Source organism: Pedobacter changchengzhani (assembly GCF_004354365.1).
GTDB lineage: Bacteria > Bacteroidota > Bacteroidia > Sphingobacteriales > Sphingobacteriaceae > Pedobacter > Pedobacter changchengzhani.
The window spans coordinates 43,870-58,617 of the sequence record NZ_SJCY01000005.1; the positions used below are offsets into that span (position 1 = coordinate 43,870).

General features: G+C 36.1%; 8 protein-coding genes. All 8 read left to right on the forward strand.

Translation table 11 applies throughout. From position 1 onward, the window contains the following. Nucleotides 1–263 precede the first annotated feature (263 nt). The 8 genes from EZJ43_RS09220 (at nucleotide 264) to EZJ43_RS09255 (ending at nucleotide 14,574) form a co-directional block, all read left to right on the forward strand. Nucleotides 264–3,314 (forward strand): SusC/RagA family TonB-linked outer membrane protein, encoded by a 3,051-nt coding sequence (locus EZJ43_RS09220; RefSeq protein ID WP_165953121.1) that lies wholly within the window; start codon nucleotides 264–266, stop codon nucleotides 3,312–3,314. Nucleotides 3,315–3,337: 23 nt separating this feature from the next. Beyond that, on the forward strand, nucleotides 3,338–4,990 hold the full coding sequence (locus EZJ43_RS09225; protein WP_133262422.1) for a RagB/SusD family nutrient uptake outer membrane protein: 1,653 nt from the start codon (nucleotides 3,338–3,340) through the stop codon (nucleotides 4,988–4,990). A gap of 241 nt (nucleotides 4,991–5,231) precedes the next feature. After that, complete coding sequence (locus EZJ43_RS09230) at nucleotides 5,232–6,392, forward strand: hypothetical protein (RefSeq protein WP_133262423.1); 1,161 nt, start codon at nucleotides 5,232–5,234, stop codon at nucleotides 6,390–6,392. A gap of 114 nt (nucleotides 6,393–6,506) precedes the next feature. After that, nucleotides 6,507–8,726 (forward strand): GH92 family glycosyl hydrolase, encoded by a 2,220-nt coding sequence (locus EZJ43_RS09235; protein WP_133262424.1) that lies wholly within the window; start codon nucleotides 6,507–6,509, stop codon nucleotides 8,724–8,726. A 3-nt stretch (nucleotides 8,727–8,729) separates the two neighbouring features. Continuing rightward, a complete protein-coding gene (locus EZJ43_RS09240; RefSeq protein WP_133262425.1) occupies nucleotides 8,730–9,824 on the forward strand; it encodes an alginate lyase family protein in 1,095 nt (364 codons plus the stop codon). 13 nt (nucleotides 9,825–9,837) lie between these two features. After that, on the forward strand, nucleotides 9,838–12,264 hold the full coding sequence (locus EZJ43_RS09245) for a glycoside hydrolase family 3 N-terminal domain-containing protein (protein WP_133262426.1): 2,427 nt from the start codon (nucleotides 9,838–9,840) through the stop codon (nucleotides 12,262–12,264). A 66-nt stretch (nucleotides 12,265–12,330) separates the two neighbouring features. Beyond that, entirely contained in the window at nucleotides 12,331–13,311 is a 981-nt protein-coding gene (locus tag EZJ43_RS09250; protein ID WP_133262427.1) for a family 43 glycosylhydrolase, read from the forward strand. Nucleotides 13,312–13,362: 51 nt separating this feature from the next. Further along, entirely contained in the window at nucleotides 13,363–14,574 is a 1,212-nt protein-coding gene (locus EZJ43_RS09255) for a glycoside hydrolase family 88 protein (RefSeq protein WP_207924603.1), read from the forward strand. Nucleotides 14,575–14,748: the final 174 nt, after the last annotated feature.

A 14,748-nucleotide genomic window follows, 5' to 3' on the forward strand; every position in this document is an offset into this window, starting at 1 on the left:
CCATTTACTCTCCTCTGGCAATTTTTTTCCCCTTAATAAATTTAATCTCACACTTGCCAACCGGCAAAAAATACATGTCAATTTATTTAATATTCTAAATAAGTTTAAGTTTTTTTACAAGAGCAGGACGGTACAGGTTGCCAAATCCTATCTACAATAATACCTTCGATTTAGAGAAACCAATAATCTCTCCTAACCAAATTAATATAATTTAATTTTAACTGCGATGTCGGTTTTAGTTAATAACCAAAAAATCAAGTATGATGAAAAAAAAACTACTTAGAAATTTTTGTGCCGTGTTACTCACACTATTATGTGTAACGCTTATAAATGAAAATTTAAAGGCACAAGACAAAATCATTACGGGTAAAGTAACCGATGCAAGTGATGGTGGCATGTTGCCTGGCGTTACTGTAAGATTGAGAGGAACAACAGTAGGCACAGCAACGGATGCCAATGGAAATTATTCTATTAACGCACCAGCAAATGCTGTATTGGAGTTTGCACTAATCGGATACGGAGAAAATCTAGTTAAAACGGAAGCTGGCAAATCTATTTATAACATTAAACTTAATGCTATTTCTAAAGGCTTAGATGAAGTTGTTGTTGTGGGCTATGGTACTTCTACTAAAAGAGATTTAACAGGAGCGGTGGCAAAGATAGATAACACAAAATTAGAAGCATTGCCTAACGTAAATATTTTGCAAGCATTAAGGGGTGGTACGGCTGGTGTAAGTATAACAAGCACTGGTAGGGCGGGTTCCGGAAGCGCCGTGCAGATTAGAGGTGGTAGTCGTTCTATCGCTGCGAGTAATAATGCATTAATTGTTCTAGACGGGATTATTTATCGTGGTGGATTGTCGGATTTGAATTCAGATGATATTGAATCTTTTGAAATTTTAAAAGATGCAAGCGCTGCGGCTATTTATGGTTCGCAGGCAGCAAATGGAGTTGTTATAATTACAACTAAAAGAGGAAAAACAGATAAGCCTACCATTCATATCAACTCTTATGTAGGTGGTCAAGATTTTGTTAAAAACCAAAAGTTAGAAAACGCTGCGCAGTATCGTCAGAAATTATTCGATGTTGCGAACACTACTTTCTACAGACAATCTAACGGTCAGTTAGCGGGCACACCTGTTAAGCCTAATTTCGATGATGTTTCTACTTATTTTTTAAACCCTACTGAAATTAAGAATTTCAACTTAGGCAACAGCCAAGAAGCACTTGATGTGATTAGTCAATCAGCACCGATTCAAAATTATAACTTAAGTTTATCTGCCGCAAATGATAAAACCAATTATTTTGTTTCGGGTGAGTATGCCAATCAAAAAGGTGTGGTAAAAGGAGATCAGTTTAAAAGAGCATCTGGCAGGGTAAATTTGGAAACACATGTTACCGATTGGTTGAAATTTGGCGTTAACTCATTTTTTACTTTTAATGATAATTCCGGAACCCCTGCAGATTTACTGCAAGCATCGAGATTAAGTCCTTATGCATCATATTATCTTCCAGATAATCCAACGATACTTAAACCTAATCCGGTAGATGATGGTTTTATTAGTAATCCACTTTTTGGGACCCTAAATAGAAGTACGATAACGAGAAGCAGTTTATTTGCAGTTGCTTATGCTGATGTAAATATTCCATTTATAAAAGGTTTAAATTATAGATTCAATTATTCTAACAACAGTCAGTGGGATCAAAATTTCAACTTTACACCATCTTACAAAACGCCAGGTACCGGCTTAAATAGAGAGGCATCTGCAAATCAGACGAACTCTAATTCTACTGATGCTTACGTAGAAAATATTTTGAAATATAACAGAACATTTGGTGATCATAGTGTAGATGCAACTTTTTTATACAATTACAATTATTCAAAATCTAACAGCACTACGGCATCAGCAAATACGTTTCCAAATGATGCACTAACTTATTATAGTTTATCATTAGGTGCAACTCAAGCTACATCAGCAAGTTATAGCGCGTATGCGTCAATAGCAGCTATGGCTAGACTTACCTATAAATACAAAAATAGATACATCATTACCGGAACTTTTAGAAGAGATGGCGCATCTGTTTTTGGCGACAAAAATAAGTTTGCCAACTTTCCTTCAGTGGGCGTTTCATGGATAGTTTCTGATGAAAGTTTTTTAAAGGATGTTAAAGTAATAAATGTTTTAAAGTTAAGAGCTTCTTATGGAGGCAACGGAAATCAAATTGGAAGATATGCATCGCTTAGTCCGTTAGCTGTTAATGCAGGTTATAATTATATTTTCGGTGATGGAACAGTGCCAGCAGTCGGAATAGGAACTACTGGTTTAGGTAACCCTGATTTAAAATGGGAGCTTACCTATGCAAGTAATATAGGTGTTGATTTTGAACTTTTAAACAGACGTATTTCAGGCTCTTTAGATGTTTATAACTCAAATTCTAGCGATTTATTATTGCCAAGAACCATCCCAACTATTAATGGTTTTGGTAGTCAATTACAAAATATAGGAAAAGTTAACAATAAAGGAATCGAATTTACACTGAATACAATTAACATTAAAACACCAAATTTAACTTGGACAACAGGAATCAATCTTTCGGCTAACAAGAATAAAATTGTAGCACTTCAGGGTACTGATAATAATAAAGATGGCATTGAAGATGATGATATTGCAAGTTCTAGGTTTATTGGCAAGCCAATAAATGCAATTTATAACTATGAAGTTATAGGCGTTTGGCAACAAGACGAAGCTGTACTAGCGAAGACTTTTGCAGCAAGACCAGGGGATTTAAAATTAAGAGATATTGATGGAGATGGAAAAATTACCCCGGGTAACGATCGTACAATAATTGGTTATGATAATCCAGATGTTGTTTATGGTTTTAATACATCATTAACTTATAAAGGCTTCTCGTTTTATACGCTAATTACGGGTTCTGCCGGTGGTATGAGAAATAATAATGCAATACTAGATCCAGCATCTAATTTAATTACTAAAGCCAGAGGTGCTAGCGTAGCTTGGTGGACACCAGATAATCCAAGTACCACACATCCATCCATCGATTACGGAAACTCACTTGGTGTAGTTCAATTACAAAGCACGTCTTTTATTAGAGTTCAAGACATTTCCTTATCATATAACTTTGGCAAAAGAATTACAGATTTATTAAAAGTTGGCGCTCTAAAATTATATGTAAGTGCAAAAAATCCAATTCTAATTACAAAGTGGAGCGGATGGGATCCAGAAATTGCAGCAGGTTTAAACCAATTTCCTTTAACTAGATCAATAATTGGCGGTTTAAGTCTTTCATTATAATAAAATATTTTAAAGCAATAGTTATGAAATTAAAAACGAAAATAAAAACTGGAGTTATATTAATTTTAGCTTCGGTAGCAATCGTTTCTTGTAAGAGAAGTGTGTTAGATGAAGTTCCACAAAATTTTTACAGTCCAGAAAATTTAAAAGATGCTGCAACTTTTCAAACAGCAACAAACACTTTATACTCGGATTTGAGAAACTTCACAATGGGAGAAATCGCTAATTCTGGAATGTATATGAGGGATTATTTACGTATCGGAACTGATGTTGCTACGTCAGGACAAAGGTCACGTCCATACCAAATGGTAGATTTCTCACAATTTAACCCGCAACACGAGGCCGTAAATTACTATTGGGATGCTTCCTATACAGGGATTTTGCCACGCGCTAATTTGATTATCAGCAGGGCTTCAAAGCCTGGCGTGACTTGGGCGAGTGATGCAGAAAAAAATGGCATTATTGCACAAGCAAAATTTTTTAGAGCCTATTCTTACAATACGTTAATTGGCGTTTATGGAGATGTACCTTTAATTACCGAAGAAATTACAACACCTCGTTATGATTATGTACGTACGCCAACAAAAACTATTTTAGATACTATAAGAAAGGATTTAGAATTTGCATCGAAATGGTTGCCAAAAGACCCAGATGCTTTAGTAAGCGCCAGTTTAGATGGAAGGCTTACAAGTGCAGCAGCAGATCAACTTCTTACTGACGTTTACTTGCATTTAAATATGCCTGATAGTGCAATCAGTAGCTCTTCTAGAATTATTAAATCAGGAAAATACAATTTAATGACAACGCTATTTGGTGATGCAAATCCACAGGGAAGAGATGTTTATTCTAATCTTTTTTGGGAAGATAATCCTAATAGAAGAAAAGGAAATAGAGAAAGTCTTTTAGTTATACAATTTAAGAATAACGCAATAGGTGGCGCACCTAAAGCCGGGCATAACGGGTTATCGAGAGCTTGGGGTCCTGCTTATTTCAACATGGTTGCACCTAACGGTAAGGCAGGGATGACTTTGCAGGATTCTCTTTATAGACCAGCAGCTTTTTGCAGACCGACCAACTATTTTTTCTATGATGTTTGGAATGGAACAAATGCTAATGATATGAGAAACTCTAAGTTTAATATAAGGAGAACTTGGTATTATAACAATGCTGGAAACCCTACATATTTCGGTAAAAAAATAGATTATACAACACTTGCAGATACTATTGAGACCATGTGCTCAAAAGTGAGAAAAGTGGAAGGGATTATATCAAATTTGGGAGCAAGCATAACTCCAGACAAAGATTGGGCACTTTTTAGATTGGCAGAGACTTATCTATATAGAGCAGAAGCTTATTTGCAAAAGGGTGATTTAATAAATGCCGCCGCAGATATTAATGTTGTTAGAGCAAGATCAAATGCCAAATTAGTAGATCCTTCTGAAGTCAATATTAGTTATATACTTGATGAAAGAGCTAGAGAATTAATAGTTGAAGAGCCTAGGCGCTTAACATTAAATAGATTGGGTTTATGGTACACTAGAACTTTACAGTATTCTATTTTCGCAATTACAAAGCAAACAATTCAACCATATAATAACCTATTTCCAATACCACAAAAGGCTATTGATGCAAATTCTGGTGCTGTATTGGCGCAAAATCCTGGTTACCCAAAATAAATCCGGGTTGGTAGAATAATTAAACAATACAATTAAGCGCTGTTCAAATCTGGTGTTCTTTCGGATTTGAACAGCGCTTTTAAAGAAAACGAATAACCATTAATAACTTAATTGCCATTTTAACCTTTCAACAAACAAAATTGACTCGCTTTTCATATCGGCTAATTACATTTTTTAAATGCATTTAGTTAATATGAAATTTTTAGTTTTATCCATTTTTAATTCAATTAATCTTTAGAAAATGTTCAGAATTAATAGATTATTGTTGTTCGGTTTGATACTACTTTTATCACGCTGTGGTAAAAATGACACAGTGCAACCCACCGCGCCACCCGCTCCTATTAAACCGCCTGTAGTGGTTACTGATACTGTACGTTACGCTGCTTTATTTTACTTCGCTAATTTTGGCGACAGTATGTTTTCTAGCGGTAACATTTCAACTTCTGGCGACGTATTTATAAACAATCAACAAAGCCCAGCTTTTAGCCCTTATGCATACCTTAATTTTTGGGGCAAGCCAGCTTGGGCAGCTACCCATGGCGATGGAACCATAAAAAATAACTATCGGTTTTACTTTAATGGAGATCCAAATCAACCCAATGAGGCTCTTTTAAATTACCATGCAGATTTAATTTCAAAAGCAGGCGTAGATTTAATCATTTTAGATTTTACAAACGGTGCACAAGATTTTGCGAACGGACCTACTTATATATCATCAACTACAGCATTGCTAAATACTTGGCAAAAAAGAATGAGAGCAGGTTTACAAACGCCAAAGATTGCGTTTTTTGTAAAAAATGAAGGTGCGCTTTCAGTAGTAGAAACTGCATTTTTTGCAAAGTATGATAGTGCTTTGTTTTTTAATTATTTAGGTAAAAAGTTGTTATTAGTGGGGCAACCTGATGTAACTTTGGGCAACAGCGATGTTAATCAACCTGCGGTACCAACAAATGGAAAATTCGCGAACTATACCACTAGGCATTGTTGGGGATTGAATAATACTGGAAAGTGCTGGCAATTTAAAGTAAATGCTGACGTACCACCACCGCCTTTTATGTATAACGGTAAGGCAGAACAAATGTGTGCGCCAGTGGCCACTCAAGCATCCTACATGACTCAAGATGGAATAAACCCTACTGCAGGTGCAATTGGGAGATCGAACGGCGCTTATTTTCAAAAATATATGCAAGCAGCCACGCTTAACAAACCAAAATTTGTTTTTATACACAGTTGGAACGAATGGGCTGCGCAAAACCTAAATAAAACCGACCCTACCAAGCCCTACCTAACAGATTTGTGGGGAACAGAATACAGTGCCGATATTGAGCCGATGGCAGGCGGACATGGCGATTTTTATTACCAGTTAATGAAAACCGAAATCGCAAAGTTTAAAAAAAATTAAAAGTATAGGGCTTTAAATTTTGTAATTGGGGTAATTATGGATGATTAATTTTATTTGTAATTATCCCATTTTATTGTTGTTTAATCCGGCTCATAATCAAACTATAAAAAATTCATGAATAGACTGCATGATATAAAATTGTGTTCCAATTATTTTTTGGGTTTTGTAGGCTTAATCTTGCTCACTTCTAATTTGTACGCGCAAAGCGAAGATTACACAAAATACGTAAACCCGTTTATTGGCACTGCAGAAAATGGACATACTTTTCCAGGTGCTTCAGTCCCTTTTGGGTTTGTACAGGTGAGTCCAGAAACTAGTATTATGGGTTGGAATCATTGCTCGGGTTACAATTATAACGATAAACAGCTTATTGGTTTTGCCCAAAACCATTTAAATGGCACGGGTATTGGCGATTTAGGCGACATTTTACTCCTTCCGTTTTCTGGTGAAAAAGCGGAATATAAAACCACTTTCGATAAGAAAACCGAAAAAGCATCAGCAGGTATTTATAGCGTAGATTTAGCAGATGGCGTTAAGGTGAAATTAACTGCTACAGCACATACCGCTTTTCACAAATATAAATTTACTAAAAACGAAGTTGCTCATTTACTCATTGATTTGCAAAGCGGAATAGTGGGAAATGAAACGGCTTTGCAAGATCATGTTGCTACAGCCGAAATAAACATTGAAGACGATAAACAAACCTTTACCGGGCATCAACAAGTCAATCATTGGGTTGCTAGAGATTTTTATTATATTATTAAACTTAGTAAACCTTATACAAAAATTAATCAACTCGCACCAAAACTTGGAGAAAAAGCAAAGCGATTAGTATTGGATTTCGATTTAAAACAAAATGAAAGTCTTCAAGTAAAAATAGGCATATCTACAGTTAGCATTAGTGGCGCTAAACAAAATTTAGAAGCCGAAAATGCATATTGGGATTTTGATAAAATAGTTAAACAAGCAAAAAGCGATTGGAACAGCATCTTATCAAGAGTAGAAATTGAAGGCACAAAAGATCAAAAAACTAATTTTTATACAGCACTTTATCATTTGTGCCTGCAGCCAAATAACATTGCAGATGTAAATGGCGAATATCGCGGTGCAGATAATAAAGTTCATCACTCAGCCACAAAAACTTACTATTCTACTTTTTCTTTGTGGGATACCTACCGAGCAGCTCATCCGCTTTATACCATTTTAACGCCAGAAAGAGTCGATGGAATGGTTAATAGTTTAATCGATCATTATAAAACAGAAGGTATTCTTCCTATTTGGACTTTATGGGGAAAAGAAAATTTCTGTATGATTGGCAATCATGCCATTCCTGTAATCGCCGATGCGTATTTAAAAGGATTTAGAGGTTTTAATGTTGATGAAGCTTACCAAGCCGTAAAAAAGTCTTCCTTAAAAAACCACCAAAAATCCAATTGGGATATTTACAATAAGTTTGGATATTATCCTTTCGATTTGGTTAAAGAAGAATCTGTTTCTAGAACATTAGAGTCTGCTTATGATGATTATGCAGTTGCTGAAATGGCGAAAACTTTAGGTACCAAAGAAGACGAATTTTATTTTAACAAGCGCGCTGGTTTCTATAAGAATATCTTCGACAGCACCACAAATTTTATGCGTGGAAAAGATTCATTCGGTCATTGGCGTACACCTTTTGATCCATTTTCACTTTCTCATGCAGGCTCTTCGGGTGGTGATTATACCGAAGGCAATGCTTGGCAATATACGTGGCAGGTGCAACATGATGTTGAGGGTTTAACCAAAATTTTTGGGGGTAAAATAACTTTCGCAAATAAGTTAGATTCGCTTTTTAAATTAGATTCTACCAAAAAAGGGACGGGTTTTACTGGAGATGTAAGTGGTTTAATAGGTCAGTATGCGCATGGAAATGAACCAAGTCATCATATAGTTTATCTTTTTACATTTTTGGATCGGCCGTGGAGAACACAAGAATTAGCAAGAGAAATTAACGATCGGTTTTACTTAAATAAACCTGATGGATTAATTGGAAATGATGATTGCGGGCAGATGTCTGCATGGTTTATTTTTAATGCCATGGGTTTTTATCCAGTAAACCCGGTTGGTGGAGAATATGTTTTTGGCGCACCGCAATTTAAGAAAGTTAAACTTCATTTACCGAATAACAAAACCTTTACAATCGAGGCTAAAAACTATTCGGTAAAGAATAAGTATGTTAGTGAAATAACATTAAACAATCAGTTGATTACTCCGCATTCTATTCACCATCGCGATATTATTGAAGGTGGTAAATTGGTTTTTGAAATGACTGATTTACCTCAAAAACCAAGAAATTAACCTATGAAAAACCTCCTTGTTATTTTTCTGGTTTTATTTAGTTTAACTACTAATGCCCAATTTGTGAGTATGAACAGCGATGAAATTAACGGATTAAAGAAATTAATTAAAACTGATGTAGGTACAAAGCGACAGTACTTAAAACTTAAAGCACTTGCAGATTCATCCATAAATGATATGCCTGCTGCGGTTGACACTGTTTTCTCGGAAGGAAGATTGGCGAATGATCCAAAAAAGATTAAATCGCTAAAGGCTTTAAAAGATGTTGATAAAATGTACGCTTTGGCATTGGCCTATAAAATTGAGGGTGAAAAAGCCTACCTAAATAAAACTAAAGATTTGTTGTTGAATTGGGCAACAGTAAATAGACCAATGGAAAACCCCATTAACGATACCAAATTTGAACGTGCTTTTGAGGCATACGATTTGGTTAAAAACGAATTGACTAAAATCGATAATGAAACCATTAAAAGTTGGCTTAGTTTTATGGCTTACAAAGAGTTAAACCATCCGTTTTTTTCTAAAAAGAAACCCGGTAGCCCAACAAGCAATTGGAATTCTCACCGCATAAAAGTAATTGGTATGATTGCTTATGCGATTAATGACGATAGTTTAAAAAACTTTATAAATACTGCTTTGCCTTCGCAAATTGCAACCAATTTATATGCAGATGGATCGGGCATGGATTTTAAAGAACGTGATGCGCTCCATTATCAGGTTTATACTTTAGAGCCTTTGGTTAAACTTGCAATTGTAGTAAATCGAGCTACCAAAAAAGATTTTTATCATTACGTAAGTGTTGTAGGATCATCTCTACAGAAGTCGATGGAATTTTTAGTGCCTTACACAACGGGCGAAAAAAGACATGAAGAATTTGTGAACAGCAAAACAGAATTTGATAAGAAGAGGGCTCAAAATAAAGAAGCTAACTTCATTATCGGTGCACTATATAAACCTTCGCATGGCCTTAATTTGTTTGCTATGGCCACTTATTTTGAACCCAACTATTTAAAGATCGTAAAGGATTTGGAACATTCAGAAGAAAAGTATCCAAATTGGGATGTTGTATTAAACCATATTTACGGGAAAGTAAACTAAAATTATTTCCAACATGATAAAAAAAATATTTAGTCTCGTAATTTTTATACTAATAATAAACGTTGCTTCTGCTCAGAAAAAATCGATTATCTACCACAAAAATTGGATCGATTTAAATAAAAACGGTAGAATGGATGTTTACGAAAATCCAAATGCTAAAATTGAAGACCGGATACAGGATTTATTGTCGCAAATGACAGTGGATGAAAAAACAAATCAATTGGCTACTTTATATGGTTACAAACGGGTGTTAGAAGATTCTATACCCATGCCGGGGTGGAAGAATGAAATTTGGAAAGATGGAATTGCCAATATTGATGAGTTTAACAACGGCATAATTAGGAGCAGTAAAAGCTTCAGCAATTTTGCCACATTTCCGTTTAGTAAACATGCCGATGTAGTTAACATTACCCAAAAATGGTTTATCGAAGAAACACGTTTAGGCATTCCGGTCGATTTTACAAACGAAGGGATTCATGGACTTAACCATACAAAGGCTACACCTTTGCCGGCACCAATTGGTATCGGCAGTACGTGGAATAAAGCACTTGTTTTAAAAGCTGGCGAAATTGTTGGCAGAGAAGCAAAAGCTTTAGGCTACACAAATGTTTATGCGCCAATTTTGGATTTACCTAGAGACCCACGCTGGGGACGGGTGTTGGAATGCTACAGCGAAGATCCTTTTTTAACAACAGAGTTGGGCAAGCAAATGGTTTTAGGTATCCAAAGTCAGGGTGTCGCATCCACACTTAAACATTTTGCGGTGTATTCGGTGCCCAAAGGTGGCCGAGATGGTATGGCAAGAACAGATCCTCATGTTTCGCCACGAGAACTTCACGAATTGTTTTTGTATCCATTCAAAAGGATAATTAAAGAAGCTTATCCAATGGGTATTATGAGCAGTTATAACGATTACGATGGCGTGCCCGTAACTGGTAGCCATTACTTTTTAACTGAATTGTTAAGGGAAAAATTTGGGTTTACGGGTTACGTAGTTTCCGATAGCAGAGCAGTAGAATATTTGGAAACGAAACACCATGTATCGGCTACTTATAAGGATGCCATTAAACAGGTAATTGATGCAGGGTTAAACGTACGCACTAACTTTTCGCCGCCTAAAGATTTTATCTTACCGCTCCGTGAATTGGTAAATGAAGGAAGAATTTCACAAGAAATTTTGAACAGCAGGGTTGCAGATGTGCTTCGCGTAAAGTTTCAATTGGGTTTGTTTGATGTGCCTTATGTTGATGCTAACACAGCCGATAAAATTGTGGGTGCAGATAAGAACCAAGATTTTGTGTTGGATATTCAAAAACAATCGCTCGTTTTATTAAAGAATGCAGCCTTAACTAAAGATGGGAAAAAGTTGTTGCCAATTGATAAAAGTGCCATTAAAAATATTTTAGTAACTGGGCCATTGGCTATGGAAACTAATTATGCCAACAGTAGATATGGACCGAATCAGCTTATCAATACATCAGTGTTACAAGGTATTCAAAATTATTTAGGCAATAGTGTTAAAGTAAATTACGCAAAAGGCTGTGATGTGATTGATGCAACTTGGCCCGAAAGCGAAATTATTTATACGCCCTTAACGGAAAAGGAAAAGTCAGACATTGATAAGGCAGTAGAAGAGGCCAAAAAAAACGATATCATTATTGCCGTTTTGGGTGAGGATGATGATTTAACCGGAGAAAGTAAATCTCGAACCAGTTTAGAATTACCTGGAAGGCAACAACAATTACTGCAAGCGCTTTATGCAACTGGCAAGCCTGTAGTTTTGGTGCTTATTAACGGACAGCCACTTACGATAAATTGGGCAAATAGATATATCCCTTCAATTTTAGAAGCTTGGTTTCCGGCACAATTGGGGGGCAAGGCAATTGCAGAAACACTTTTCGGCGATTATAATCCAGGTGGAAAATTGTCGATTACTTTTCCAAAAACGACTGGCCAAATCGAGTTGAATTTTCCCTTTAAACCGGGTTCTCAAGCAAACCAACAAAGTTCTGGCGATAATGGATATGGTAATACTCGCGTAAATGGGGCGCTATATCCTTTTGGTTACGGCTTAAGCTATACCATATTTGAGTATTCAAACTTAACTGTAACTCCATTGGCGCAAAAAACGCAAGGAGAAATAATGATAACTGTTAATGTAAAAAACACTGGAAAAATTATGGGAGATGAAGTGGTGCAACTGTATATTAGTGATAAAGTAAGTAGTGTAACGGTATATGAAAGTCAGCTGAGGGGTTTTGAAAGGGTTAATTTGCAACCCGGTCAAACTAAAACGGTTACTTTTAAAATTGGGGCTAAGGATTTAGAAATGTTGGATAAAAATATGAATTGGACTGTAGAACCTGGCGATTTTGAAGTCCGAATTGGTGCTTCATCAGAAGATATTAAGTTAAAGCAAACATTTGCTGTAGTAGAATAATCAATTGTCAATTAAAATGCACGTTTTTATCATCAACTATTAAAATACGAATGTCCAAAAATGAATATGAAAGTTAGATTATTAGTGTTTAGCTTTTTTGCTTTTTTTCCAACGATGTTATTTGCCCAAAAGCGAAATATTATTTTCCCTAAAGAAATTTGGAAAGATAATCGAGGTGAACACATTCAGGCGCATGGTGGCGGAATTATTAAAGTGAAGAATATATTTTATTGGTTTGGGGAAGATCGATCTAAAGATAACGACCCTGCATTGAGATATGTTGGTTGCTATTCGTCGAAAGATTTGGTTAACTGGAAATTTTTAAAACAGCTGAAATTTACGCCTCCAAAAGGTTTTGGAGAACATTGGGTTTTAGAACGGCCAAAAGTTTTTTACAATGAAAAAACTAAGAAATTTGTAATGTATTATCACGTAGATGAGCATTACCGTTTAGCAAAAGTTGGCATCGCTGTGAGCGATAAAGTAGATGGCGATTATAAATTTGTAAAGGCTTTTAGTCCATTGGGGCATGAAAGTAGAGATATTGGCCAATTTATTGATGATGATGGATCTGCGTATTTGATATTCGAAGATAGGCCTTTTAAAGGTTTTAGAATTGCAAAATTAACCGACGATTATATGGATTTGACCGAAGTTTGCCTTATTCAAGCGCCTTTAGAAGGTGGTGCGATCGTTCATTACGAGGATTTATATTATGCAATTGGCTCTGGTTTAACCGCCTGGGATCCCAATCCAAATAAATATGCAACAGCAAAATCGTTGGCCGGTCCATGGTCTGATTTTAAAGATATTGCGCCACCAGAAACAAAAACCTATGGCTCGCAATCTACCATGATGATAAAAGTAGTTGGTACGAAAACAACCTCAGTCATTTTTATGGCCGATGTGTGGAAACCGGATTCTCAGTGGGATTCTAGATACCTTTGGATGCCTTTAAAAATTGGCGACGGAAAATTGTCGTTACCAGCTCCACAGCCATTCTCATTAAACATAAAAACGGGCATTACTAAAATAATTACGAACTAAATATTTAAATTACTAAGCATTAACGTTTCTCAAACAACTTAAAATCATACTATGGAAAAAAAATTAGTTAAGCATTTGTGCGCAAAATTGAGCATGTTGCTGGTCGCCCTTGTTTTCTTGATTAGCGGTTGCGCTACCAAAAAAATAACCCAAAATCAAACGGTACTGTCCACCATTAATCAAAATTTTGAGGATGGAAAATTACAGTACGAGCACATGATGACATTATTGCCAAAGCCCGATCGTTTTCCCCAATCTTACGCAAAAGGTAAAATGATTACCATTCCATCTGGAGATTGGGTGAGTGGCTTTTATCCCGGTTCTTTGTTGTTTTTATACAAAGAAACAGGCGAGCAAAAACTGCTTACCGAGGCGCGAAGAATTATGGTTCCGCTGTCAAAGGAGCAATTTAACAACACCAATCACGATGTGGGTTTTATGCTTTACGATAGTTTTGGCAATGCTTTAAAAATTGATCCAAAAGCTGGCGACAAAGAAGTGCTTATTAATGCTGCAAAATCGTTATCTAGCCGTTTTAGCGAAAAAGTTGGAAGTATAAAATCGTGGGATTCTAAAAATCCAGATGATTTTTTGGTAATTATTGATAACATGATGAACCTAGAACTGCTTTTTTGGGCAACTAAAGAAACTGGTGATTCTAGTTATTATAAAATTGCCGTTGCACACGCAAATACCGCCATGAAAAATCATTTTCGCCCCGATTATAGCAGTTACCATGTGGTAAACTATAATCCTAAAACTGGCGAAGTTGTTCAAAAGCGTACCGCACAAGGTTATTCTGATTCCTCTGCATGGGCACGGGGCCAAGCGTGGGGGCTTTACGGTTATACCATGGTTTACCGCGAAACAAAAGATAAAAAGTATTTAGATCAAGCAAATCACATTGCCGAATTTATGCTCAATAACCCAAATATGCCGAAAGATTACATCCCCTATTGGGATTTTAACGCACCTAATATTCCAAATGCATATCGCGATGCATCGGCCGCTGCCGTTATGGCTTCGGGCTTGTTAGAACTTTACAAGTACAACACTGGCGCAAAAGCTAAAAAGTACTATACAGTAGCCGAAACGGTGATAAAAAACCTTTCTAGCCCAACCTACAAAGCAGAAATAGGTACAAACGGTGGTTTCATTTTAAAACACAGCGTAGGGCATTTCCCCGGAAATGGCCAAGTTGATGTACCACTTACGTATGCCGATTACTATTTTATTGAAGCCATGATGAGGTACAAAAATTAACAGCAAAAACACTATTAAAATGCTCGTGTTTTGGTGTGTGGTTGAATTTTTTGGCTAAAGCCTCTTTCATGTTCGATATAATCCCTTGGCTAATGTCAAGAGCTATGAGTTTTAATACTGCCGTCGGTTTTAACCGACGGTTTTTGTTAAAAATATTGGTGGCTTTAGCCAAAT

Coding starts and splice junctions, on each gene's coding strand:
- EZJ43_RS09220 (WP_165953121.1), top strand. CDS start 264: ATGAAAAAAAAACTACTTAGAAATTTTTGTGCCGTGTTACTCACACTA.
- EZJ43_RS09225 (WP_133262422.1), top strand. CDS start 3,338: ATGAAATTAAAAACGAAAATAAAAACTGGAGTTATATTAATTTTAGCT.
- EZJ43_RS09230 (WP_133262423.1), top strand. CDS start 5,232: ATGTTCAGAATTAATAGATTATTGTTGTTCGGTTTGATACTACTTTTA.
- EZJ43_RS09235 (WP_133262424.1), top strand. CDS start 6,507: ATGAATAGACTGCATGATATAAAATTGTGTTCCAATTATTTTTTGGGT.
- EZJ43_RS09240 (WP_133262425.1), top strand. CDS start 8,730: ATGAAAAACCTCCTTGTTATTTTTCTGGTTTTATTTAGTTTAACTACT.
- EZJ43_RS09245 (WP_133262426.1), top strand. CDS start 9,838: ATGATAAAAAAAATATTTAGTCTCGTAATTTTTATACTAATAATAAAC.
- EZJ43_RS09250 (WP_133262427.1), top strand. CDS start 12,331: ATGAAAGTTAGATTATTAGTGTTTAGCTTTTTTGCTTTTTTTCCAACG.
- EZJ43_RS09255 (WP_207924603.1), top strand. CDS start 13,363: ATGGAAAAAAAATTAGTTAAGCATTTGTGCGCAAAATTGAGCATGTTG.